This is a genomic window from Clostridium tunisiense TJ, assembly GCF_000300195.1.
In the GTDB taxonomy this organism is placed as follows: Bacteria; Bacillota; Clostridia; order Clostridiales; family Clostridiaceae; genus Clostridium_J; species Clostridium_J tunisiense.
Map to the genome: position 1 here is coordinate 104,978 of NZ_AMQH01000009.1, position 25,707 is coordinate 130,684.

A 25,707-nucleotide genomic window follows, 5' to 3' on the forward strand; every position below is an offset into this window, starting at 1 on the left:
CTATAGACTTTCAAGTGTAACTCTAAAATTCTTAGGCAATAGTCCCCAAGAGTAACTTTTAATAATTTACATATAAGCTTAATTTCCACCTTTACCCATAGTAAAATTATACCATCTTTGTAATAATTATAGAACCCCTTTAGTACTTTGAACCACAGTCCTTCTCTGTGTCTTCATCTTAATACTTAAGATATATTTCACATTTTTCTATAACTAAAAAGCTGAAGCTCCATTATACGTGTTAACGTAAATCTGGTTCTTCAGCTCTTCTTAATTTACTTTGATATAACTGATAATAAAGTAGTGCTATTTTCTTAAGATACTACACTTGCAATAATAATTCCTATTGCTATCATAAATCCAGCAATAACTATAGCTACAGCTACGTTCTTATTTTTTAGCTCTTCATTGAAGTCTATGGATTTTAATATTACATCAAATAATACATAGCCCCCAATTAGTAATACCATTCCTAAAATACCGTAAACTACACTTAAAACTATCCCATTTAATAAACCTTCCATGATTTATACCTCCTAAAATAATTAATATTTATATTTAAATAGCTTTTCTTTATAAGTTCTACTGCTGTTATTCGTAATTTATGAACATTACGAAGTAATACTTGATTTTATTTTTTCATAAACAGCTCCTATTAAAAATCCAATTAAAATCACAACAATTACTCTTGTAATAAATGAGGAAATTTTACCAAATCTTAAATCAGCCCATATCCCCCAAATAATCGGAACTATAGATATTCCTATTAAACGTCTTTGCCATATTTTCACAACATTTTCCCCCTACAAATTTAAAAATAATCTCCGTAATTTCCTACTCTTATGACACAACTTTCTTACCTGCCGATTTGTCATTGCTTACTCTATTTATTCATTTATATAAGTTGCCATAAACTTAGCTGAGGAGTTGGTTACAAAGTCCCCAATTCTTGTATATATTCCTGAAGGCTTCATCCCTGTAACATAAACCCCTACTACAGGAAATCCATAGGCTTTCTCCTTCTTTAGGTAATAATATTTATTAATCTCTACAGGTGAAATATTTACCCTATCTTGAAAAATTACATCTTCTATGGTCTTTTCAATACCTTCATAGCTTAAAATTACTCCCTTTCCCTCTCTAGATAGGTAAGGCTTAACTACGCAATCCCTCGAAAGGTTTTCATTAGGCTCTAGACAAGTGTAGGGGATGTACCTAACTATAAACTCTTCTTCCTCTGGTGTGTAAAAACCTTTTCCCATTAGCTCATAAATCACAGCAAACATTGCCTTTGATTGAGTTATAAGAGTATGTGTTGGATTTATTACAAAGGTGTTTTTATTTAAAGCCTTAATGCAAGGTTTTAACTCTTCTTCCTCTTCAAACCAATCTAAAGGAAAGTATCTATAGATTGCATCCAAAGGGGTTCCATAAAGATATAACTTGTCATCCTTAACTTCTAAATCATATATATTTCCTGTTATAATCTTATATTCTCCCAGCTCCTTACAAAACTCACTTACAATATTTGTAGTATATAAATCTTCATAATAGCTACTGCTTAAAAATCCAATATTTTTAATAGGTTTTTTCTTAGAAAAGTCCACTAAAATTTTACTAAGAATATTTTTAATATCCTCTTTAAAGTTAGAGTTTGGGTCTTTGTAAGGAAGCTCTAGTTCCTCTTTTATTATGTTGCTGATTCCTATGCTCTCCACAAGACCTGCTGGGGTTTCAGAGTTAAATTCAAAGATTTTAAGTCTTCCATCATTATCAATGGCAAAGTCTATTCTTCCTATGGCACAAAACTCCTCTGTTTCTGAGTTTAAAACCACTTCCTTTAAGCCTTCAGGGATACCAAGAAGTTCAAAAAACATGTGAAAGTTTCCCTTTATAAGCTTTGAAGTTTTATCTAAAACCTTGCAAAACTTAATAGATGCCTGTTGAAGCTCTGCATAGGCAGACCTATCTAAAATAAAGCTATCTAATGATATATACTCCTCAGTATTATCATAAGCTCCTGTGAAGTTATATTCAAAGGTAGCTCTTTCAATAACCTTATCCCATAGAGGCTTTCTATTATTCCCCTTATAGTACTCCATATGGGTCCTAGAAGGTTTAATTCCAATGGGGCACATCCAAGTGCTACTGTTATCTGTTAAGAAATCTGAGCTCCATCTAACACATAGTCCTGCCAAAGTCTCCTTAATGATATAAGCCCCAAAATTTCCATAGGCCTTGATTGGCACATTCATGTTATTTTGATCCACATAATAGGTGTACTCTTGTTTTATGTGGATTACCTGCTGAAGAATATGCAGCTTATCAGACTTTAATACTTCTTGAACTTGCTTTTTCCACTGCTCCACAGTATATAATTTCCCAATATAAACTTCTCCACTGTATCTTCCAAAGGAAGCCTTAACTACATACTTATCCTTATTGTTTATTACTTCCTCATAATAATCTTTTGTAAATATAACTGTATATGGTATGGACTTTCTTATAATTTCCTTTTCTTCTTTAGATAACCAGGGGGAATCTCCCTCCACCAGCTCCCAAAGATAAGCAAAAAAACTCTTTGCCTGAATAGCAATAACTCTAGGGTCATTGATTAAAGTCACAGTTCCCTTTTCAAAACACTGAAGAATTTTCTCAAAGTCATTTACTTCATAAAGGTATTCTGTAGGAAAAAGTCTTAAAATAATGTGGGCTTCTATTTCCTCAAAGGCATAAACTTTATTATCCCTTACTGAAAAGTTCTTAGGCCCTGCTTCAATTATTTTAATGTTACTATCTTTAAATAGGCTGTTAAAATAAAAAGCTAAGTGAAACTCCTCATAGTGGCAAGGGTCCATAAGTACCGCCACATTAACTTTTTCCTCTGTTCCCTTTAAGTCTTCAGCTATTTTTTTAAGTTCCCTTACAAAATTTTCTTCAAAGTTTTCATTTGCATTATTTTTAATATCAGCAGCTCCTGCAAGCCCTATTTCCTTTTGAGCACAAGGCTTATCATAATTAAACTCTGCAAAAAACACCCTATTGTCTTCATCCCTAAAGGTATCAAACCTAGTCCAAAACAGAGGTGAAACTCCACAACTTAAACTTAAAATTTCTTCCTTAAAAGGAAAATCATCAATATAAGAAATAAAGCTTTTATGATGACTATTTATATCTGCTAACACCTTCAAGGCAATTTTATTAACCTGCTCAGAGTAATAAACCATGTCATCGTAGCATTGTTTTTCAATATAAAAAGGTATCTGACAATGAACACTTTCTTCTGAATTGTTGCTAACCATATAATAATTAAATAATACCTCTTCAGTAAATTTTTTTTGGTCTATCATATAACTTCTCTTTTCCTTTTAGTAATGAACAAGTTCATTTTGAACAAGTTCATTTTGAACAAGTTCATTTTAAACAAACTCATTTCGAATAAATTCATTTTCTTTGACAACTTGGGAAGTAGATTTTAACTTCCACAAAAATTACTTTCTTAGTAGGATATCTACCATTAAGTTCTTCTAGTTAAGCTTCCTAACTAGAGGAACTTCCTCCTTTAGCTCCTGAGTAGCCTGACCCACCTTTAGAAGGAGCCGAGAAACCGCTTCCTTTGCTACTCTTTGAAGACCCACTGCCTATATTGGTATCTCCTGTGGATCTAGTGTTGTTTCTAAAAAACCACCATCCAGAGCTTCTACCATAGTAATGCCCTCCTGAGGATCCGTTATATCCACCAGTGCTTCCTCCCTGTTGTTGTTGTTCTTCTTCCTCTTCTTCTGTAAGCACCTTCTTTTTGCATCCTGTCATGCCAAGAGGATTAGTCACTACAAAAGCTGTAGCCACGGCAATTGCCAAAGCTCTTTTTTTATTTCCTTTTATTAAGTCTTTAAAACTCTCCATAAATTTCACCCCCTATCCCAATGATTTTAATGTTCCATAAATTTTAAAATTATAGATAAATTGCTCCTCATCTTACACTTAAATAACCATAAGTTGCTTTGTTAAACCCTAGTAACTTTTCTAGCCTTAATAGTTGCTCTCTTTATAAAAACCACAAGTTTAAAGCTTTTAAAGTCCTGATAAAATTTCCACCTGGAGCTCTTCCCTTAAGTAATTTACATAACCATTTATATCTTCCTTAAGTTGTTCATTTATAATAAGAATTACTTTTTTAAAGCCTAATTCCTTTAAAGTATTAATGTTTGGCAAGTCTTCTTCAGTGAGTTCATACTGGTTATTTAGCTTTTTCTTATAAACTTCTGGAGAAAAATCCTTATACCTTCCATAATCTAAGAAGAACACGTAGCCTTTTGGTGTTATATGCTGAAGCTTATGTCCTATGGTAACTAATGCTTCTATTTGACCTTTATCTCCAATTAACCCATAGGGATGAAAGAGAAAATTACAGTTAAGTACAGGTTTTATAGAAAACTTATTATTTATCACATAGGCTATTTCCAAATCCTCTATTAATTCTAAATCTGCAATAACAAAGGTATTTTTTAAATCCTGTCCCAGTATTTTATCTATTACAATTTTGTGTTTTTTATAAAGTTCTTCTTCCTGAGGACTATAGCATATTTCAAAATCCTCATAATTTTGTAGGGACACAAAGGGTCCACTTCTCATAAAGGGTTCAAAGAACTCTAAATTACTTTTCCACTTTCTATAAACATATCTTAAGTCTACAGCCTTTAAATTCATCCAATCTACTACCTTTCATAGGTTACAGCAAAGACCTTATTTAGAGAAATTATTTGCTTATAGCCCTCTGTAGTTATAAAAGTCACATAACCAGCAGTACACTGATCCTCACAAATTTCTCCCTCAAAGGTAACCTGTGGATTTGACTCTTTCCAAGCTTCCATAGTTTCATAAACATTTATTTCCCTATGGAAAGTCATAAAACCTGATGGCATTTGATACACAATAGCAAAAATCTTTTCCATAGATAGTATTTGTCTATAGCTTCTATACTCATAGGTGGTATCAATAACTACTGTTCCGTTTCTCAAAAACTCCACGGTGCCTTCTAAAACCTCTGAAGGACTATCACTGTTCCACTCTGAGTAATCCTTATAAATATAAACCTCCATATTCTCACCCTTTTCTTAGTTAGGCATTTGAAAATAAATAACAAGTCAAAGATGTGAAGGATATTTTGAGTTCACAAGCAAGCTTGTGCGACCAGGAAACAGGTTCCGCAGATAGTAGCGCTATCTAAGGGTTCTGTTGACGCAGTATAACTCAAAATAGACAAACATACTGACTTATTTATTTTTTGAAAATGCCTAAATTCTTTAACTTATTATATCATCCTTTACTCACTAAACTCCATATCATTAAATATTCCAGCTCCTCCAAAGAAGAACAACGCTCCTGCTCCAAAGCTATATATTAAGTATAGGAAATATATGAAATAGCTATTAAAATCAGTAAAAACTTTAGTGCCTAACATTATTATTATGAATAATGGAATTGCTAGAAAAAGCTGAAAGAAAGCAAAGAATAACCCCTTTGCAACCTGTCCTGTAAATCCTAAAAACTGAGCAACTCTAAAGGCACAAAGCCCACTAAAGGATAACATGCCACCTAATGCAACATAGCAACTAATACATAAAATTACCTCTATAATTGAAGTTCTTGATAAGATACCTAAAGGTAAAAATAAAATTAGACTATCTGAAAAAAGCTTTACAAAAGATGATGCTGAACCATAAAATAGCTTCTTACTTGGACTATCTGGAAGTAGATAAATATATGGCTTATCAATTTCCCAATAAAGCTTTCCTCCAAGACCCGCTGTGAAAATTAAAAACCCACTAAATATTATAAATATAAATTTTATACCTGCTTCCTTTAAAAACACTCCTGCTAATATAGATACTGCTAATAAAATCAAGGAATAGGTGTTTATAAAAAATAGTAAGCTTCTTTTTCTATACTCATTTAGGTGTTTAAAAAATAGTACCTTAGCCCCATAGCTTTCCTTAAGGTTTAATTTAACTTCTTTAAATACCTTATTAAAAATATTTTTTTGTGCTCCCTGTTTAGGAGTTACTTTAATTCCCGCCTTGGCATCCTTTATAACCTCATTGGTTTCTGCTGAGGAAAGCATATCCTCATAGAAATCCATATCCATAGTATAGGTTATATATAATATTAGTCCGCTGGTAGCTAAAATCATAAACATATAAAGTCCATAAGCTACATTGATTCCTATTAAAGTTTGGTGTGCAATTTCTTTTAGCCATCCAAACACTGGAATGAATTTAATATAACTACTATAAGTTAAATCCTGAGCAAATTTAGTTAAAGCTTCTAATCCATTACCTTTCATAAATAATGCTGATATCCCCACAGCTGTTAGCAATAACAAGGCTTTTATAAAGCTCCTTATTATTGCTCCAAGCCTTTCAAACTTAAAGCACAAAGCAAAGATGAACAGTTTCAATATATTACAAAACAACACTTGGAAGATAATAAGATTTGCCATAAGGAGTACTTGGTTTAGCACTGGTACATTATTTCCTGAAAGTAAATTCGGGATCTGATAGAGAATATACAAAGAAGCTAAAACTTCTACTGCCACCTTCTTTACAATTCCATATATCATTATGGTTTGTGGTCTTATAGGTGATACAAAGAGTAAATTCACATCACTCATGTCGAACTTAGAAGTAACTGACTTAGACCCACTATAAAGGGCATAAAGAAACATTGCTGCAATAACAATTAGAAATATACTAACAAAAACTTCTGCTGGCATTCCCTCACCATCTGTTACTTTTCTTCCTTTTGGGAGGAACATTATCACAAGCCAAATCACTACAAACACTGGCCCTATGGCCTTTTGTGGCTTCTCCTTAAGCCTTTTAACAGAATTTATTAAGGTTCTTTTCATTACATAAATTAATGCTTTCATGGCTTACTCCTCCGTGAACTGGAAGAATATATCTTCTAAGGATTTACCCTCATTATCAAAGTCAGCTCTTTCTTTTGTTAACACAAATTGTCCAGTTTTCATTATAAGTATTTTGTCCCAAAGATCTTGAACAGAATCTAGAAGATGAGTACTAAGCACAATAGCTGTACCTTTACTTTTTAGTTCCATTAAAATTGCTTTTACATTTCTTATAGCCTTCGGATCAAGACCTATCATAGGTTCATCTATTAAAAGTACCTTAGGCTCTGTGATAAGAGCACAACAAATACTTACCTTTTGCTGCATCCCCTTAGATAGCTCACTACCATATTTATTTTTCTTATCTTCTAAGTCAAATAACTTTAATAGTTCTTCAGCTCTTTTTTCATAATCCTTAATTCCAAAGCTATGAGCCATAAGTATAATATGCTCATTTACTGTGAGTAGTGGAAATAAAGAAGGCATTTCTGGAATATATCCTAGATGTCTTTTTCCTTCCACAGTCTTATTATAAGCTCCACATATTTTTATATTTCCCTCATATCTAAGCAGCCCTGCAATGGATTTTATTATAGTGGATTTTCCTGCCCCATTAGGCCCTGCCAAAACCGCAATTTTTCCTGGCTCCACAGTAAAGCTTACATCACTTACTGCCTTAGTCTTACCATAGTATTTACTTAAATTAGAAACCTCTAACATACTTCCTGTCCCCCTAAGAATAGCTGCTTAACACTTTTAGCAACTCTAAAAATTTAAGTGCTTAATAATTTAATTCTGCTTTAATGAACTTCACTCATAAGTTCATTATTGCTTTTATTTTATGTATGTATAATTATATTACAATTATACAATAAAAAGTGGTTTATGATAATTTTATCCATTACATTTTACATATTTATCATTAAACTTCATTAATTTTACATTGCAAACTAGTTTTTAACATTGAAGTATTCCTAGTTTATGACTAATTTCCATAATACGGAAATATTATAACTACTTTACTTTAAAAGTTGGAAGCATGATTTGAGAATTAGTTGAAAGCATTAAAAATTTATTTACATTTGACTGTTTTTAAGAATTGAAAGATAAATATGACTCCTGAGTTATATACATATTTATCCAAAAATAATATAATTATTTTATACTGTAGTTTTACATCCTTATAGTAGGTAAAAGTTAATAACAGAAGGAAGGTGGAGTTATGACATACTTCTGGGGAACTCTAATAATTCAAAGTGTATGTTATATTTTAATTTTGTTTAAAGTCATTTCTTTAATAATAAATCTAAAAAAGAAAAAAACTGAAAAGAGATGGTTGCTGGTAATCATAGCTTTAATTCCACTATTAAGCTTTTGTGTATATACCTTCTTCATAACCCCGTGTATGGATTTAAAATATGCTATTAGTGGTAAGACAATCTCCACCGAAGGAAAAGTTGAAAAAGTATATATATCAGGTGTAACAAATTCTTTTATACTAGATGGAAATGAATTTAGAAGAAATCCTTGGAGTTTTACCCCCAAAGAAGGAAAGTTCTACAGACTAAATTATCTTCCAAATAGTAAATACGTAATTAGCTACGAGTTAATATCTAATTAATCATACTGCTTTCTGTCTTATATACTCCCTTATAGCATGTGCCTGAAATTCTTCCTGCATTTTTTCTGCGGCTTCCCTAATAGGAACCCAAACAAGTTCATGGTCTTCCTCAACTTTTAAACTGTTACTATCTAGTAAATTTGCTATATGGACATGTCCAACTAATTTTAAGTATTCCTCACGTCTAATAGCTTTAGTATAATGAGATAACTTTCCAACATACTGGGCTACCTCTATATTATATCCTAGCTCCTCTGAGCATTCTCTTTTTAAACACTCCTCATAAGTCTCATCCTTCTCAACCCCACCCCCTGGTAAGAAATAGTTGTTATCTCTTCTTACCAACGCAATTTCATTGTCTGGATTAACAATAAGTGCATAGGCCCCTATTCGCTCTCTGTATTCAATACCTTCAATTCTATTGCCACATTCTACTTCTTCAATGAACATTCATTTTCATCCCCTCTAATAAAAATCTTAGGACTTGGCCAAATCTTCATACTTATCATTATTCATTTATCTTATGCTTATGATAGATGAAAAGTATAAGAATATTGTGAAACAACTTCCCATCATATAATTCTTATTTGGTACATAGTCCCTTCCTCATTTCAGCTATAAACCATCGATACTCTTCTTCACTTTCATAAGGAGTTGGTTCAGAAATAAAGATTAAATTTTAATTCCAATACTAAATTAATTGGAATATTATGAATCATCTTGTGACAAAGGATTATAACTTAAAAGTATTTTCAATGACTCCCGGCAATATATCATATATAGATTTTCCTATCTTACTCTCAAAATAATCCTTTATTTCAAAGGTAGCTTTCCATTTTGGTACAATATAATCATTAAGACCATGTCGTAATGCTACATCAATCATTCTTTTTTCCATCAGTGTAAATCCACTTGGTAATGCTATTGAGTCACATAATTGAATTAATATGTCATAATCATCGTATTTTGCTGTATGTAAAAAATTTTCAACAAACTCATATTCTTCATTACTACAATCCCACTTACCAAAAGCCTCCTTAACATTTCCTGTAGGATGTGAGTGCGTTAAACAAATTTTACCCACAAAATCATACCCTTTTTCAATTAAGTAGTTATATCCATCTATACTATGACGCATATTTGTTACCCCAAATCTTCTACCTATATCATGAAGAAGTCCTACTATATAAGCTGCCTCGGCATCCATTCCCTCACACTGGAGCGCTATCAGTTTTGCCCCCTGGGCAACAAATAGTGAATGTTCCACCCATGGTCCTGGATTTAATTGTTCTGCTTCTCTTAAAATTTCATCGGCTTCCTTCAATGAAGGTAAACTTCCTACCCTAATGTTAATCATAACTTTAACCCCTTTCTTATAAATTAACCTTATTTAAATCTACAACTGTGCCGCAAAAATTTACAATTATATAATTAATTGTAGTTAATACATTTTGTAATTATATGGTAAACTATAATTTTAGAGATATATTATTTTCTTCTTGACAACAAAATTGAAACTTCATATCCAATAATTGTTCCTAAGGTATTCATTAACATATCATCTAGTTGCACAAACCTCCCCGTAAATGTTTGAAGAAACTCAATTACTACAGAAAATATAACTCCAATTAAAACTCCATAAATTCTTTTATGTTGAAGTTCACTAAAAACAATAGGTGAAAGGAATCCAAATGGAATAAATAAAGTAATGTTAAGCAAGGTTGCCATTGATAAACCTTCTTGAAAAATACTGTAAGAAAAATATACATCTCCATTTAATATTGAAGTGGTATTGAAATCCCCACCTATAATTCCTGTAATTTTTAAAATTGCTAAAACAGTAAGTATCCAACCAAACTCACATAATATCTTCATGGGTATAAATTCAAATCTTCTCTTAAGCAAAAACTTTATCCCAATAAAAGCGCAAAGAATAATAGCAGCTACTGGTGTAAGATAAAGGAATGTGATTATCCCCTCTCTCAAATAGTTCATTAACATATTTACCCCCCATTTAATTTTCAACTTATTACAACTTACGAAAAATAAATTCCTCTTTATGAAAACTTTATAATTCATGAACTTTATACTTTTTATGCTAATGAATGAACCACATTTTACATTTATGTAATAAGTTACAATTACTGTATGTTTTAATTATAACATTATCTCCATTATAAATAACACCATTTAAGTAACTATATGGTAAAATATAATTGTAGAAAATATATTAGCTCAGTAAACTTCTTTGATGCAACAAATCCTCTGAAACCCGCATGAATACTATATCTTCTTATCTTTTTAGGAAGATATAAAGATATCACTTTGTCTTTTTATAGAGATATCTTGCTGCAAAAACAGCTTTTCCCATAGACATTAGGTGAGGATTTATCAATAATAGAAGAAAGAGTATTAAATAGAAAGAGGGGAATTTTAGTGAGGCTTCTTGGCTTTTTATGCCCTCTCACTAAAGGGAATATATGATTAATATTATGATAATTGAAGATAACCAACAGCTACAAAATGAGATAGGGGTTCTTTTAACCCGTAATGGCTATTCTATTATGAAGGTTAATGAATTTGATAGTATACCTAAACTAGTTAAAGAAAGTAGCCCTCACCTAATTCTACTTGATATTAATTTACCTTATGATGATGGCTTTAAAATTTGTACTGAAATACGAAGCTTTTCAAGGGTGCCAATTATATTTGTTACAAGTAGGGCCACTAATATTGATGAGCTAATGAGCATAACCCTAGGTGGAGACGACTTTATTACAAAACCCTATAATCCTCAAATTCTTTTAGCTAGAATAAACTCTGTGTTAAAGAGAGTTTATCCAAGTGAAAAAACAAATGACTTTATAGTGCATAACGGTGTTACATTAAATGTACTGTCTAGCAAGATAGAATATGAAGATAAAGAAATAGAGCTTACTAAAAATGAACTTAAAATACTTTATTATTTAATGATTAATAAAGGGAAGATAGTATCAAGAGTAGATATTATGGAATACTTATGGGACAGTGCTATGTTTGTAAATGACAATACTCTCACAGTAAATATAACTAGACTTAGAAGTAAGTTTGAAGAAATAGGAATTAGTGATTTTATAAAAACTAAAAGAGGACAAGGGTATATAATATGAGCTTAGGAGATTATTTAAAAGAAAGAGCTAAAGCTATAATACTGAACTTTATAGGATTAATTACTCTAAGCACCTTTCTTTTCAGTGTAGGAAATACCTTTGACACCTTAGTAACGGTATCATTATCTTGGATTATAGTTTATAGCATATTTTTAATATACGAATATAAAAAAAGAAAGATATACTATAATGATGTTTTAAGTACTTTTAATGAATTAGATAAAAAATATCTTATAGGTGAAGTAATTGATACTCCTCCCTTTATGGATGCAGTTCCTTATTATTTATTGATGAAAAAATCAGGGAAATCCATGCTTGAAGAAATAAATAAAGTTAAGAATCAACGTAAGGAATATAAGGAATATATAGAGCAGTGGATTCATGAAGTAAAAACCCCTATATCAGCTATTAAGCTCATTGAAGAAAATAACAAGACAGCTACTTCAAGAGTTATCTTAGAGGAGCTTGAAAATATAGATAGATATGTTGAACAAGCCTTGTTTTATGCTAGGTGTGAAGAAGCTCACAAAGATTATCTTATAAAAGAAATTTCACTAGAGCAGTGCGTAAGTCAGGTGCTTATAAGAAATAAACAGATGTTTATTCTAAATAGCATAGATATAGACTTAGCGGACCTTGATAAAAATATTTACTGTGACAGTAAGTGGCTGGAGTTTATAATAAATCAAATACTAGTTAATGCAGTAAAGTATAGAAAAAAGGACTCTCCAATGATTAAAATTTACACTAAAGAAATTAAAAATGGTACTCAACTTATTATTGAGGACAACGGCATTGGAGTACCAGATAATGAAGTTAATCGTATTTTTGAAAAAGGCTTTACTGGAAATAAGGGCAGACAAAATAATAAATCCACAGGAATAGGTTTATACCTTTGTAAAAAGTTGTGTGATAAACTGGGTTTATTAATAGCAGTGGATTCAAAGGAAAATGTATATACTAAAGTTGTAATTACCTTTCCCAAGGGAAGCTTTTGTAAGAATGGAGCCATATAGGCTCTTTTCTACTTTATGTATACAACTAAACTTAAAACTTGGTATCTTTAACATGAAAGTGTGTTTATATTAGAAATGCCTTGGTTATTTAGTGCAAATTTATCTTGCCCACCATTCTTGGAGAACTCCTCTCCTTGAAACTATTAACTGAATGCTGAAGTGGCTTCTCTAGAAAGTGACAAAGTTGTAACTTTAAAGTAAGGTTAGACAAAACCAACAAGGTACATAATCTTGTACAATATTATTGAGGTGATGATATTGGATAAAATATTAGATATAAAAAACTTAGAAAAATACTATGGAAATAAAGGAAATGTGGTAAAGGCTGTTGATGATATAAGCTTTCAAGTTTATAAGGGAGAATTTGTTGGAGTTATGGGACCTTCTGGTTCTGGAAAAACAACTTTACTTAATGTGATATCCACTATTGATGAAGCAAGTTCAGGACATGTTTACATAGATGGGAAAGACTTAACGGAAATCAATCAAAAGGATATTGCAAAGTTTAGAAGGGAAAACCTTGGATTTATTTTTCAGGATTTTAATCTCTTAGATACCTTAACAATTCATGAAAATATAGCTTTAGCACTAACCATCAACAAGCATAAAAAAGAAGATATTGATCATAAGGTAAAAGCCATAGCAGAAAACTTAGGTATAGAAGATATTCTTTTAAAATATCCTTATGAGGTTTCAGGGGGGCAAAAACAAAGATGTGCCTGTGCAAGAGCCTTAGTTACAAATCCTAAGCTTATTCTAGCTGATGAGCCCACTGGTGCCTTAGATTCAAGGTCAGCTCAGATGCTTATTGAAATGATTTCCCAACTAAATAAAGAAATAGGAGCAACCATCTTAATGGTAACTCATGATTCCTTTACCGCAAGCTATTGCAGCAGAATTTTATTTATTAAAGATGGTAAAATTTTTACAGAACTAGTAAGAGGTGAAAATACTCGAAAGCAGTTTTTTAATCAAATCTTAGATGTTGTTGCATTGTTGGGAGGCGATGTTAGGGATGTACGCTAAACTGGCCTTAAGCAACGCAAAACGTTCTATAAAGGATTATGTAATTTATTTTGTTACACTAACTATATGTGTAAGCCTATTTTATGCTTTTATGTCCTTATCAAGTTCCCATTATGAACTAATAACAGAGGACTCTTATAACTTTGAAATGCTGAAAAATATAATGAAGTACGCCACATATATGATAACTGCCTTAGAAGTAGTGCTTATCGGCTATGTAAATAAGTACATGATAAGAAGAAGAAAAAGGGAATTTGCAACTTATATATTACTAGGTGTTCCACAAAAAAATGTGGCCTTTATGTTTTTCATTGAAACCTTGGTAATGGGAGTTATTTCAATAGCTTTAGGTATTTTTCTAGGAACTTTGTTTTCGCAGCTTGTTACTGCGTTGATTCTTATGACTGCAGAGCAAAAGATCATATTCTCCTTCAAACTATACCTAGATACTGTGATGATAACCTTGTTATTCTTTACAGCAATGTTTTGTATAATTGGGCTTTTAAATATAAGAGCTTTAAATAAAATAAAACTTATTAATATGCTTAATGCTGGCAAGAAAACAGAGTACCAATTTAAACATGGTAAAGCTGTTTATATTAGCACATTTATTTCATCTATTTTACTTTATATTATTTGTGGTTATTCAATTCATAAAATTTTACTTGTAGTTAAGAATCTTTCTCTTAAGACGGGGAATGAACTGACTTATGCAGGAGTAGCCTTAGTAAGTTTTATTGCTGGAACCTACGCACTGTTTTACTCTTTAGCTTATATGATAATTACAATTAAGGAACGATGGATAAACTTTAAATATGAGAACACAAATTTATTTTTAATTGGAACAGTAGTTTCTAAAATAAAGACAGCACCAATTTTAATGGCTACAATTTCACTAACCTTTTTAGGGGCAGCCTTAAGTCTTGTTTTTACACTGCTACTCTCACAATGGAGTCTAGGATACTTAGATAGTAGAATTCCTTTTGATGCAGTTGTAACTAGCAAGCTAAATATCATGACTAAAGCAGAGGATGTATCTAAAATTGATTATAGTGAACTTGCCCAGTACTTTGACAATGAAGCTTATGGCTTAAAAGATTATTGTGAGATGGAACAGTACTTTATTTATGATGCTGAGCTATATAAGAAAGGTAGAAAAAATATGCCTTTATTAGCAATAGGCTTAAGTGATTATAACCACCTAAGAAAAATCCTAGGATATAGTGAAGTTCAGCTAGGACTTAATGAATTCACAACTCAATGGGATAAGTCTGTAGATAATAATTCTATAAAGGAGTACCTTGCTAAAAACCCCACTATTAAAATAAAAGATAGTGAACTAAAGCTTAGTTCTGTACCATATTATACAGAATCTATTGGGGAATATATTTATCAGTCCTATGAAGGTGGAGTGGTAGTTTTACCAGATGAGTGGTGTAAAAATCTAACATTAGCTAGCAAAGACTTCTATGCAAATACAAAGGAAAAAATGAGTTTTGAGGATGCAATTAACCTGGAAGGGGAATATATTCCAAATTGGTTTTTGAAAAATTACAGCGATATACTTAATAAAAATAGTGGCAGCAATCCTACTATAATTAGGTTTAAGGTGGCAGAAAAAAGTGAAGTATTAAATGCTACCTTAGGCATGCGAATCCTTGGAATATATGTAGGTACTGTGCTACTTATGATTAGTTTAACAGTTCTTGCCTTGCAGCAACTATCAGACTCAATTGAGCATAAAGACAGGTTTAACACTTTAAGGCGTCTAGGTATAGATAAAAGTGAAATTCGTAGATTAATCTCAAAGCAAATATCCATATACTTTATAATACCAATATTTATAGCTGTTATTGGTTTCTCTGTATTCTTAAATATTTCCATGTCGGTAGGAAGCAAATTAATTGATATTTATATTGGAGATAAAGCTTTTGTATTCAATATTGGTATGGGATTATTACTAATGCTAGTTATTTATATGTGCTACTTTGCAGCTACTTATTACTCCTTTAAAAGAAATGTTGAAAGTAAATAAATTGGCAGATTTAGTATGAATTATTATCTTTGTGAATAAGTAATAACTGTTACCTTTTCATTTTTAATTCTTAACTGCTCTATAATTTACTGGTTTATTTTCAAACACAATATGGTATAATATAAATAAGAAAAGCTTAGTGCTACGAACACTAAGCTAATCCTAGAACGTTTTTAGTTTTAGGGCTATTGGATTTAATTAAATTATTTTTAACTAAGAGTTAAGCACTAATCTTTGCGGGATGGGTGCTTTTTCTCTTTGCTTTTAATCTCTATATCTAAACCAAGAAATTTAACCTTGATTCTTATAGTTGAAATAAAAAGATTATGTTTTAATATTATTCTAATAAGATAAAGAACAACAATGCTTTTTACTACTAATTCTAGCATATCCAATACCACCCCCTTAAGCTATGATGAATTTCACCAATAGCCCAAGGTGGGAAAACGTACAACCACCGTAGCCATCCACTTCTACGGCCTCTTTTACCAACATATTATAGCATAGGGATTACCTAATTAGTAGTAAATATATTCCATAAACTTAGTATTTTTAAGAATAGATATGATTTATTAACAAAACCACGAACTAACTTAATCTATGCTTATGGTTATAATGCAGTAGTAGTACTGTTTTTAACTTTTTCATTTTTCCATTGATTTAATAGCTTATTCATCTCTCTTCTGCCATTAATAATGAAGAATGGTTTAGCTGGATATCTTTCATGTAAATTCATTATAGTATGCTTACGTGTTTTAGAGAAACTCCATAACCCCTTACAAAGAAGTAAAAATTCCTTGTCAAACTTTTGCTCTAGATACTGTGGTGTATCTGAACGCTTTTTACCCTGCCTTAACAAAACACTAACCAAGCATGTAAGCCGATTAACATCAACGAATATAATAAGGTCAGTCTCTTTAAATCTCAACTCCATTGTGCCAGTATGATTCCCCTCAATTATCCACTTTTCCTTTGATGTAAGCTCCATTTGCTTCTTTATCCATTCTTCTTCCGGTGGCTTTTCCCAATTAGGTCGCCAAAACTCAACATCAAGATGAACCATGGGTAGTCCAGTTATATGAGCTAATTTTCTAGCTAAAAAGCTTTTGCCGCTACCATTATTACCCACAATAATTATGCGATTGTACTCAAATATATTCAATGCTATCACTTCCTAAAATTAAGGCATTTGAAAATAAATAACAAGTCAAAGATGTGAAGGATATTTTTAGTTAGGCAAGGAAACAGGTTCCGCAGACAGTAGCGCTATCTAAGGGTTCTGTTGACGCAGTTAACTAAAAATAGACAAACATACTGACTTATTTATTTTTTGAAAATGCCTAAATGATAAATTCGTTACTACTAACCAATATAAGAATAGGACATAAAATACTAGTTAGCTGTAACTGTAATACTATACTTGTAGAGCGTTTCACTTTCCTCTTCATCAAAAACAGTTCCTAAAAAATTACCACCATTCTTCTCTATAATTTTCTTAGAGGCTAAATTATTTATATTACAAGTTAAAATTACTTCTTCTATTCCTATATTTATAGTCTTTTCTAATGCCAGTTTTAAAATCTGAAACCCATACCCCCTATTTCTGTAATCTGGGGATATATCATACCCTATATGTCCAGCACATTCTACCTCTTGATGTCTAATTCTAACTACTCCTACAACTTCTTTTTTATCAATTAACCAAAATGATGAAGTTGCAATCTCTCCTTGAGATAATTTTCTCCCTTTTGAACAATTATGTAGGTCATTTAAATAATCTTGAAAATTTTCTAAGGCTTTTCTATATTTATTATAATAATACTCATCATTTATTTTTCTGTATGCTAGAGCGTAATTTTCAAAACTCTTCTCATATTCTTTACTAGGCTCAACTAAAAATAAATCTTTCATAAACTATCCTCCCATTTTATACCCGTATTTTCCACCCCAATATCCCACTACTTATATACTTAATCATGATAAATCTACATTCTAATCCTAACATTAATTTGAACTATAAGGAATACTATTCCAGTAATTATATGGTAAAATGAAGTTATATAACAACATATTGACCAAGTTTTTGGGACACGGGTAACCTAGACTTAAATGATAGTGGATAGGTAAGTGTACATAGAAATTATTATAAAAAATTGGGGGTGTACTATCTAAATTGAGGTATAATATACCTCATTAATGATAGAAAGTAAAATGAATAATTTAGTGAACAATATTAATAAATCATATTTGCGAGATTGTTTAAGAAGATATTTAAATAATCCATCTATAAGTTTAGATAATATTTTTGTTGAGCCTTTTAAGGCAAATACAGGTGATGGGAAACAAAAGACCTTTTTTAAAATTAGAATAGATCTTAATGAAAAAATTTCAGAATTTATTCTTAAGTATTTGCCTGAAACAGATGGTTCTATAGGTCTTTCAAAAGACCTATACTACAGAGAAGTTCAGTTTGCTAGCAGTGAACTATATAATAAAGTTAGTAAAATTATTCAAATACCTATAGTAGCAACATATATAAATGAAGAAGCTAATGAAAGATGGATACTAATGGAGGATGTTTCTAACTCATTAAAAAACTTCGGACCACCAACACCTCCTACAGCAGATATACTAAAAAAAATACTATATAAAACGGGCCAGTTCCATTCACTAACTTGGAATGATAGTAATTTAATAGAATTCTCTCCTTGGTTAATGAAATTTGAAGATTTTTTTAAAGGTGGATGTAAGATATTGCAGTCTGCTATAGAAGGAAAGGCTCTTGATCTATGGATACAAAATTACCTAGACGATAATCCAGAATTAATAGAATCATTTTCAGTATTTTTAAATTGGCTTAATGAAGATGAAAGACATATTCTACAAAAATTAATTTATAATCCTGATTTAATATTAGACAAACTAAGTAAATCTGCTGACGCAGTTTGTCATAATGATCTGTACTTCCCTAATGTTGGATGGGATAATGATGAATTGTCGTTGATTGACTGGGAGTTTGTAGGCGTTTCTCCCACAGCCTGGGATATATACAACCTTTATTCAGGTATCCCATGTCCTGATTTGAAGGAAGAAGAAGCATTTGAAGCGTATTTCAGCGGTGTTGAGGCAGGTGGTTTAAAAGTAGATAGAATTTCCTGGATTAAAACTTATAGGCAATTGGATTTAATTAGTATCTTAGCCTTTGAGTTAAAGGACCTAGTTCCAAGAGCATTTTCTAGTAAGTCTTCATTACCTGAACATAAGAAAGAATTTATCAAAGATCATATAAGAAATATGGTTAAAAGTGTTATTCATACCTATGAGACATTGACAAATGAATAAAATTAATAATCATACAATTTCACTAAGTAGAGATATATTTAAGTTATTTTTATAAATATGAATCAGCAAATCTTATTAATCCTAGCTTTACTATGGATAATCCACTTCAAAATTTCCTAGTTTATTTTAAAAGCCAGTATAACCCAGTAACATCTGCTTAGTGCTTCGAACATAAAGCTAAGCCCAGACCGTTTTTAGTTTTAGGGCTATTGGTTTTTATTATAGAATAAGCTTAAGAAAAGAGCACTCCTTTTGTTTGATGGAGTGCTTTTTCTATAAGTTTAACTAATTTTATCAATAATACTTAAGCCATCTTCTTCTGTAATGCCCACATGACTATTTGTTCTAATTAAATGTTTATTAATTTCCTCATCCTCTAAGTCCAAGTCATCAAGGACAGCATACTTTTCAACACTTCTATGTTCATTTAACCAAGCAATAATCTCCTTAGCCTTTACATGACTAAAGGTTTTATTTGCTCGTATTTCATCTGTGCTGAAATCAGGTGTTTTATCGACTATTCTTATATTAAACTCACATAAGATATCATATAAGTATTGAGAATAACCTTCCTTTGGCATCATATTGTCATCAAACCATAGTTTCCAACCAGAAGACATAACAATAGCTGCATTTGTTTTATGAATTACTTTTTTTAAAACCTCCACGTTTTTCCTATCAATTGGTTCATTGGGATTATTCTTTAGAAATTCCTCTGAATTAAGGACTCCATCAATATCCAAAAATATAACCTTCATGTATTCCCTCCCATTTGTGTAATTAATTATAATAGTTAATATGTATTGTTATTATAACATTAGTTTCAATATAAGTAATACTATCCCAGTAATTATGTGGTAAAATTAAGCTATAAAACAACATACTGGTGAAGTTTTGGAGATGCGGATAAACTAGACTTAAATAATAGGGGGAATTTAATAAGATGAAGAAGATATTATTTTGGGATTTTCAAGGAACGTTATCTTACAATGACTGGATGTTTAGTAAAGCACTGCATACAGTATTAATTAATAATGAACCTGACTCTAAAATTGGTATGGATAAGTTCAAAGCTACTCCAATGATTGGGTTTCCCTGGCAAGATCATGAAAGAGAATATCTTCATTTAACTAAAAGTGAGGATTGGTGGAAGCATGCTGAGGATATATTCATCAAATGTTATAGCTCTTTAGGACTACAAAGGGAAGCAGCCCTTCAATATGCAAAAGAAGTAAGAGCATACTTTCTTAAGGGGGATGACTTTATATTATATGATGATACTGTTGAAACTCTTAAGTACTTTAAGGATAAAGGGTATGAAAACATAATACTCTCAAATCATATTCCAGAGCTTCCAGAAATAGTAGAGCAGCTAGGGTTATCCTTATATGTGTCAGATTGCTTATCCTCTGCAAACATTGGTTATGAGAAGCCAAATCCTAAGATTCTTCATTATGCATTAGAAAAATATAATTACCCTGAGGATGTTTGGATGATAGGTGATAGCATAACAGCAGATGTAATGGGAGCTAAAGCTGTTGGGATGAAAGGAATTCTTGTAAGGGCTGACAACGGGCACTCTGTTGAGTATTATTCTAAGGACCTAAGGGGAGTAACGAAAATAATTACTTAGACTTTATAATATATCAAGTTAAGGTCGGTACTAAATAACTTATATATACGCATGATTTTTCTTATAAAATAAAGCCTATATCTTAAATCCATGATAACTTAAGATATAGGCTAGCTTTCAATATTGCCCTTCCTTAAGTTCTGTTCCCTTATCAGCAGTTAAGCCTGTTGGCTCAACATTTATTTGAATTACGACATAAAAAATACCGCATATTCTCGTTGAATAATACGGTATTATGGATAAATCATTTAATTATATATTGGTTTCGCCATTTAAGAAGATTATGACTCTTTATTTCCAAATTAATTTTTTAAATCATGTGTTAGTTGCTCATTGCTTTTTCTATAACTTAAAATAATTTTTGAAACAATAAAAGAAGCTATATATGGGAAAGAAAAAATATAAGTTATAAAGTGAGCTAGTTGGTATGGTGGTCTGCTCCATATATCATATTGATTTCCCTTTGATGTTATTGGATTTAATAATAACCCAAGTATTTCATTAGGTAAAATTTCTATTAACCCCAAGGACAACATAAGCAATATAGAAATTGCACCAATTATTATATACGAGGATAATTCCACTTTCTTATACTCTCCATTATATGATACACAGAACCAAACACTTATAAAAACGGAAATAGTAGATAACATTACCAATATATACCCATAAAAATCGAGATAACTTGTCTTGATTAAAATATATGCTATAAAAAAACTGCTTAGTGGTACTATTCCCAATAACATTATATATACACTTAGTCTGATTTTCTTTTGATTACTAGCCTTTTTGAAATAATGCCAAGCATAATACATTACTATTCCTGTTAACAATAATAGAATGTAATTTTATATACCAAAGCTCCCCATTTTACAGTCACCCTTTTTATTTATGCTCTGTTAAAGAATAGTGTTGATAATATAACATTTTTATAGGGAACTCCTAGATGGAGTTCCCTATGTTATTCTATAGGAAAGTTGCAAACTAGTTTACTAGTAATATTACTTAAAATTTTTTAAATCCCACTTTCCTTGCGGCTTAATTTTATTATTTTCATTTATAATATTTCTATAAATTAGAAAACCTGATATGAAGCAAAGATATCCTACACCAGTATATCTTTTGACTTTATCAGTTTCCTGGTCTAGTTTTATCAAATCGTCTTTTATTAAATCAGTTTTAGCAACTTTATTTATGATTACTCCTTCAGATTTTGTTAATTCATATTCTAGTTCTTGTTTATTTTCATCAATAATAAATCCCATATACAAGCAACCAAAAGACGAAAACAAGGCTATTATAACACAAATTGACATAATTATATTTTTTATAGTCTTTTGGCTCCATGTAAAATTTATTAATATTCGCTTTATTAGGAATATTACTGATGCAGCCGCCAAAATAATGTTTAATATTATAAGTAATGTTAACATATTAAGCCCCCCATTAAATTATTACAGTACACATATATCCTACAAAAATAATAAGTACAACCTTATTTATTTAATCTACTATCCCTCATAATTATATATTACACATTATTATACCATAAATTACAAAAATTTACTATGATAGATTGTCTCATCTATCAACAATCTATAAGACTCAATACATGACTCCAGCGACGCATTTTTATACAATTATGAACTAACCTAACCCCCTATTATGTGTATACCCTACTATATGCAATTGGGATAAATAATTGTAATGAGTACACCCTATTAAGGTTTCATTTCTTATAATCTCTGTCTGAAATTATTGTACCATATACTGTATTGACTTACTTATTTTATACACTGATTCTTTAAATCGATAACATTAACTTCAATATAAAAAATACAACTTCAGTAATTATATGGTAAAATTTAAGTGTAGAATAATATATTGTGGAAACTCTTGGGCATATATTGAATCAAAGCCTAAGTAGCACTAAATAGGGGGAAATTAATCATTATGACAAGTATATATTTTGTTAGGCATGCCCAACCAGATCATGGATGGGAGGATGATAAATCACGTCCTTTAAGTGATGATGGACTAGAAGATAGTAAAGAAGTGGCTAAATTTTTTAAGGATTATAAAATAGACTGCTATATATCCAGCCCATATAAAAGAAGTGTTGATACAATAAGAGAAAGTGCAGATGAAAAGGGGTTACCTATTTATGAGGACGAAAGACTTAGGGAACGTAAGTCAGGTGTAGGTGGCAACAATATGGAAATGTTTCATAAAAGGTGGAAGGATTTAAACTTTTGTGAAGCTGGGGGCGAATCCCTTAGTATAGTTCAAAAGCGTAACATTGAGGCAATCCTTGAAGTGCTAAATACTGATAAAGATAAAAACATTGTAATTGGAACTCATGGGACAGCTTTAAGTACAATTCTTAATTATTTTACTCCCGCCTATAACTGTAATGACTTTTTAAGAATTATTGACTTTATGCCCTATATTATAAGGCTTGATTTTAATGATTTAAATTTAGTTGGAAAAGAAGAATTATTAATTGTAAAAAAAGAGTTTAAGGGAAAGAAATAATTGCGTTCCATTCAACCCTAAGTTATCTTAATCAACAAAACTACGGTATAGATCTTATAATAAGCTATTAGATTTATATGAATATGCTTATGTAACACATTACTATTTGGAGGTAAGTATGAGAGTTTTAATAGGACAACCCATTCATGAAGAAGGATTAAGTCAGTTAGAACATGATATCAAGGTTAATAAGGAAATTGATATTGTACTCTACCCTGAAGGATATATTTTAAATGAAAAAGTATTAGAGGCTGCTTGCAGTATAGCAAAGGAAAATAAGGTAATGATAATTACCTCCTATAAGAAGGACAATAAAAATAGAGCTGTAATAATTAGTAATGCTGGAGATATAATTTTAGAAAGAGCAAAGACTCTACCAGATGATAATGAAGAATTAGTTCCGCCACTCACAGTTAATTATAATGGCATAAACATTGGTTATATACTCTGTATGGAGATATTAAAAGGTATGAGAGATTTGAAAAATGTGAGGGAAACCATTAATTTTATTGCTCACCCAATTGGTGTAGGGATGTTTAGTGACGAGCAGTTTGACCTATGGATAAATGAAGCTATAAAAATTGCTAAGACCTATAAAACAGTCGTAATGGGTACAAGTCATGCCGATGGCTCCTATAGAAATTGTGGCACATCTCTTCCTATATCCTATTGTATTGATAGCACTGGAGAACCTATATACATATCAAAGTCTGACACTAGAACACGTATTGTAGATTTGGATGCAAAAGAAGTTCAGGTATTATGATCGTCTTGTTAAAATACTATTTTTCCTTTTCTTTTCTCGTAAGCTAAAATGATCCTTACCAATAATTAATGATGGAAATCCTGGAGTCGCTAAAGCTCTCCATTAAATATATTAAAGTTAGAATACTTTATCCCTATTAAGGAAATATCTAGTTTCAACAAGGTTTAATTATAAAAGGAGACTAGGCTATGAGAAAAAACTTTTTAATTACAATTGTATCTCTAGGAATTTTAACTACTTCTTTGTTCAATATGGATTATACTGTGGCTGATGTATTTAAAAACAATATTGAAAATATAAAACTCCTATCACCAAATCCTCAAATTCCCCCTTCCACTGAGGATTATGAAATTGCAACTCCTTTCATAACCCTAGGTAAAAAGTTTCAGGACATCAAAGCCTTAAAGGAAGAGTCAGACTTGATAGTGGAAGAGAAGGCTAAAACCACCAAAACTATTATAGTTCACAACAATCCCATAACCATTACTGAGCTTGAAGTATATGAAGTGTATAAAACAGATGATGATAATATAAAAAAGGGAAGTACTATTTGCATGGGGGAAAATGGTGGTATTTTAAGTAAAGAATACTTAATAGAACACTATAAAAATAAGTTTGGAATTGAACCTAAAGATGCAGAAAATATAAAACCAATAAAAGAGGCACCTAATGGGATTCTTCCCATGGAAGTCGGTGACCATGTTCTAATATTCGCAATAAAAGCTTCAGACTTTACGGAAGGAAACTGCTACTTTGTAGTTGGAGCCTATCAAGGAAAATTTAGCATCTACGGGGATAAGGTAAAGCATCAAGTGCCTGATATGGTAGAGGCTTTTTTTAAAGATAAGGTGGTAACTAAAAAGGAACTTATTGATAAAATAAACAGTAATTAATTATAACCAAACAACCAAGGTGTCCGCCTTGGTTGTTTGGTTTAGTAAAATATTAAGTCCATAATACTTTTGAAGTCACAACAAGGTTTTGTACAGTAAGCAAGTTAATATTCTTCCAACTTTTGATGGATATTTAACCATTTCAAAATACGTAAGGAATTAGCTTCTCAAAATCTCCTTAAACCTGCAAGCTACCTCATTAGGCTCCTTCGCTGCCATTATAGCAGACATTACTGCAAGCCCATGTGCTCCGGCTTCCATTACTTCTTTTCCATTTTCTAAATTAATGCCACCTAGAGCAATGACAGGAATTTTAACTACTTTTTTAATAGCCTTAATAAAAGCTATGCCCTTTGGCTCTACTCCAGGTTTGCACTGAGTTTCAAAGATTGGGCTAGCTAATATATAGCTAGCCCCCATTTTCTCTGCCTTAGTAGCTTCCTCAATAGAGTGAATTGACACACCTATTTCACCTGGGAATTTCGGTGCTTCCGTTATAAAATAATCATAGGAACAATGGATTCCATGGGCCTTTACTTCTCTTGCTACTTCAATGTTGCTATTAATTATTAATTTGCACTTTGTACTTTTTATTCTTTCTTTTATATCTAAGGCAATGGGTAAGAGCTGATAAAAACCTAAATCTTTTTCTCTTAGAATTATTACCTCAGCTCCCCCTTTTGCAGCAGCTTCAGCCACTTCTGAAAGTCTACCCTTTGTGATTAACTTTCTGTTAGTTATTACATAGATCATTTTTAATCTCCTCAAACCATGCACAAAT

28 protein-coding genes are annotated in these 25,707 nt (G+C 31.2%); 10 read left to right on the top strand and 18 right to left on the bottom strand.

Annotation, left to right across the window (positions count from 1 at the left end):
- Positions 1-314: 314 nt before the first annotated feature.
- From C661_RS0108365 to C661_RS0108400, 8 genes are all read right to left on the bottom strand, one after another.
- Complete coding sequence (locus C661_RS0108365) at positions 315-524, bottom strand: DUF350 domain-containing protein (RefSeq protein ID WP_017414861.1); 210 nt, start codon at positions 522-524, stop codon at positions 315-317.
- An 87-nt stretch (positions 525-611) separates the two neighbouring features.
- Positions 612-791, bottom strand: coding sequence for a hypothetical protein (locus C661_RS0108370; protein WP_017414862.1), 180 nt, complete (start codon positions 789-791; stop codon positions 612-614).
- 96 nt (positions 792-887) lie between these two features.
- Positions 888-3,350: a glutathionylspermidine synthase family protein gene (locus tag C661_RS0108375; protein ID WP_017414863.1), complete on the bottom strand. Its 2,463-nt coding sequence runs from the start codon at positions 3,348-3,350 to the stop codon at positions 888-890.
- A 190-nt stretch (positions 3,351-3,540) separates the two neighbouring features.
- Positions 3,541-3,906 (bottom strand): hypothetical protein, encoded by a 366-nt coding sequence (locus tag C661_RS0108380; RefSeq protein ID WP_017414864.1) that lies wholly within the window; start codon positions 3,904-3,906, stop codon positions 3,541-3,543.
- A gap of 168 nt (positions 3,907-4,074) precedes the next feature.
- The gene (locus tag C661_RS0108385) at positions 4,075-4,710 is read right to left on the bottom strand and encodes a hypothetical protein (RefSeq protein ID WP_017414865.1); all 636 of its coding nucleotides are present in this window, start codon (positions 4,708-4,710) and stop codon (positions 4,075-4,077) included.
- 8 nt (positions 4,711-4,718) lie between these two features.
- A complete protein-coding gene (locus C661_RS0108390; protein ID WP_017414866.1) occupies positions 4,719-5,102 on the bottom strand; it encodes a hypothetical protein in 384 nt (127 codons plus the stop codon).
- A 224-nt stretch (positions 5,103-5,326) separates the two neighbouring features.
- Positions 5,327-6,931, bottom strand: a complete 1,605-nt coding sequence (locus C661_RS0108395; RefSeq protein WP_017414867.1) for a putative ABC exporter domain-containing protein — start codon at positions 6,929-6,931, stop codon at positions 5,327-5,329.
- Between the two features lie 3 nt (positions 6,932-6,934).
- Positions 6,935-7,630, bottom strand: coding sequence for an ABC transporter ATP-binding protein (locus C661_RS0108400; protein WP_017414868.1), 696 nt, complete (start codon positions 7,628-7,630; stop codon positions 6,935-6,937).
- Positions 7,631-8,132: 502 nt separating this feature from the next.
- Between C661_RS0108400 and C661_RS0108405 the strand changes: the two genes are divergently transcribed.
- Positions 8,133-8,531 carry a hypothetical protein gene (locus C661_RS0108405; protein WP_017414869.1) on the top strand — a complete coding sequence of 133 codons (399 nt, stop codon included), beginning with the start codon at positions 8,133-8,135 and terminating at the stop codon, positions 8,529-8,531.
- Here C661_RS0108405 and C661_RS0108410 read toward each other — a convergent pair whose 3' ends face one another.
- The 3 genes from C661_RS0108410 to C661_RS0108420 all read right to left on the bottom strand — a co-directional run bounded on the left by C661_RS0108410 (position 8,532) and on the right by C661_RS0108420 (position 10,532).
- Entirely contained in the window at positions 8,532-8,981 is a 450-nt protein-coding gene (locus tag C661_RS0108410; RefSeq protein WP_017414870.1) for an NUDIX domain-containing protein, read from the bottom strand.
- Between the two features lie 283 nt (positions 8,982-9,264).
- Positions 9,265-9,888 carry an HD domain-containing protein gene (locus tag C661_RS0108415; RefSeq protein ID WP_017414871.1) on the bottom strand — a complete coding sequence of 208 codons (624 nt, stop codon included), beginning with the start codon at positions 9,886-9,888 and terminating at the stop codon, positions 9,265-9,267.
- A 131-nt stretch (positions 9,889-10,019) separates the two neighbouring features.
- Entirely contained in the window at positions 10,020-10,532 is a 513-nt protein-coding gene (locus C661_RS0108420; protein ID WP_017414872.1) for a VanZ family protein, read from the bottom strand.
- A gap of 479 nt (positions 10,533-11,011) precedes the next feature.
- Here C661_RS0108420 and C661_RS0108425 point away from each other — a divergent pair, with 479 nt between their 5' ends.
- From C661_RS0108425 to C661_RS0108440, 4 genes are all read left to right on the top strand, one after another.
- Positions 11,012-11,680, top strand: coding sequence for a response regulator transcription factor (locus tag C661_RS0108425; protein ID WP_017414873.1), 669 nt, complete (start codon positions 11,012-11,014; stop codon positions 11,678-11,680).
- Positions 11,677-12,696 carry a sensor histidine kinase gene (locus C661_RS0108430; RefSeq protein ID WP_017414874.1) on the top strand — a complete coding sequence of 340 codons (1,020 nt, stop codon included), beginning with the start codon at positions 11,677-11,679 and terminating at the stop codon, positions 12,694-12,696. Before C661_RS0108425 ends, C661_RS0108430 begins: the two co-directional genes overlap by 4 nt.
- Before the next feature lie 258 nt (positions 12,697-12,954).
- Complete coding sequence (locus C661_RS0108435; RefSeq protein ID WP_017414875.1) at positions 12,955-13,722, top strand: ABC transporter ATP-binding protein; 768 nt, start codon at positions 12,955-12,957, stop codon at positions 13,720-13,722.
- A complete protein-coding gene (locus tag C661_RS0108440; RefSeq protein ID WP_017414876.1) occupies positions 13,712-15,757 on the top strand; it encodes an FtsX-like permease family protein in 2,046 nt (681 codons plus the stop codon). Before C661_RS0108435 ends, C661_RS0108440 begins: the two co-directional genes overlap by 11 nt.
- 227 nt (positions 15,758-15,984) lie before the next feature.
- Here C661_RS0108440 and C661_RS23935 read toward each other — a convergent pair whose 3' ends face one another.
- From C661_RS23935 to C661_RS0108455, 3 genes are all read right to left on the bottom strand, one after another.
- Positions 15,985-16,152 (bottom strand): hypothetical protein, encoded by a 168-nt coding sequence (locus C661_RS23935; protein WP_017414877.1) that lies wholly within the window; start codon positions 16,150-16,152, stop codon positions 15,985-15,987.
- A 215-nt stretch (positions 16,153-16,367) separates the two neighbouring features.
- Positions 16,368-16,919: a P-loop NTPase family protein gene (locus C661_RS21525; RefSeq protein WP_017414878.1), complete on the bottom strand. Its 552-nt coding sequence runs from the start codon at positions 16,917-16,919 to the stop codon at positions 16,368-16,370.
- A 230-nt stretch (positions 16,920-17,149) separates the two neighbouring features.
- On the bottom strand, positions 17,150-17,668 hold the full coding sequence (locus C661_RS0108455; protein ID WP_017414879.1) for a GNAT family N-acetyltransferase: 519 nt from the start codon (positions 17,666-17,668) through the stop codon (positions 17,150-17,152).
- Between the two features lie 300 nt (positions 17,669-17,968).
- On the opposite strand from C661_RS0108455, the gene C661_RS0108460 reads away from it, so the two are divergent.
- A complete protein-coding gene (locus C661_RS0108460) occupies positions 17,969-19,099 on the top strand; it encodes a phosphotransferase family protein (protein WP_157785681.1) in 1,131 nt (376 codons plus the stop codon).
- A gap of 281 nt (positions 19,100-19,380) precedes the next feature.
- On the opposite strand, the gene C661_RS0108465 is transcribed toward C661_RS0108460, so the two are convergent.
- A complete protein-coding gene (locus C661_RS0108465) occupies positions 19,381-19,857 on the bottom strand; it encodes an HAD domain-containing protein (RefSeq protein ID WP_017414881.1) in 477 nt (158 codons plus the stop codon).
- A gap of 185 nt (positions 19,858-20,042) precedes the next feature.
- Between C661_RS0108465 and C661_RS0108470 the strand changes: the two genes are divergently transcribed.
- Complete coding sequence (locus tag C661_RS0108470; RefSeq protein ID WP_017414882.1) at positions 20,043-20,732, top strand: HAD family hydrolase; 690 nt, start codon at positions 20,043-20,045, stop codon at positions 20,730-20,732.
- A 302-nt stretch (positions 20,733-21,034) separates the two neighbouring features.
- Here the strand turns inward: C661_RS0108470 and C661_RS23600 are convergent, their stop codons facing one another.
- Together C661_RS23600 and C661_RS0108480 are read right to left on the bottom strand one after the other, a co-directional pair.
- The gene (locus C661_RS23600) at positions 21,035-21,316 is read right to left on the bottom strand and encodes a hypothetical protein (RefSeq protein ID WP_157785682.1); all 282 of its coding nucleotides are present in this window, start codon (positions 21,314-21,316) and stop codon (positions 21,035-21,037) included.
- Between the two features lie 417 nt (positions 21,317-21,733).
- Positions 21,734-22,165, bottom strand: a complete 432-nt coding sequence (locus C661_RS0108480; protein ID WP_017414884.1) for a hypothetical protein — start codon at positions 22,163-22,165, stop codon at positions 21,734-21,736.
- 520 nt (positions 22,166-22,685) lie between these two features.
- On the opposite strand from C661_RS0108480, the gene C661_RS0108485 reads away from it, so the two are divergent.
- The 3 genes from C661_RS0108485 (at position 22,686) to C661_RS0108495 (ending at position 24,926) form a co-directional block, all read left to right on the top strand.
- Entirely contained in the window at positions 22,686-23,267 is a 582-nt protein-coding gene (locus C661_RS0108485; RefSeq protein WP_017414885.1) for a histidine phosphatase family protein, read from the top strand.
- A gap of 118 nt (positions 23,268-23,385) precedes the next feature.
- A complete protein-coding gene (locus C661_RS0108490; RefSeq protein ID WP_017414886.1) occupies positions 23,386-24,033 on the top strand; it encodes a hypothetical protein in 648 nt (215 codons plus the stop codon).
- A 188-nt stretch (positions 24,034-24,221) separates the two neighbouring features.
- Positions 24,222-24,926, top strand: coding sequence for a hypothetical protein (locus C661_RS0108495; RefSeq protein WP_017414887.1), 705 nt, complete (start codon positions 24,222-24,224; stop codon positions 24,924-24,926).
- 159 nt (positions 24,927-25,085) lie between these two features.
- Here the strand turns inward: C661_RS0108495 and C661_RS0108500 are convergent, their stop codons facing one another.
- On the bottom strand, positions 25,086-25,679 hold the full coding sequence (locus C661_RS0108500; RefSeq protein ID WP_017414888.1) for a thiamine phosphate synthase: 594 nt from the start codon (positions 25,677-25,679) through the stop codon (positions 25,086-25,088).
- Between the last annotated feature and the right edge of the window lie 28 nt (positions 25,680-25,707).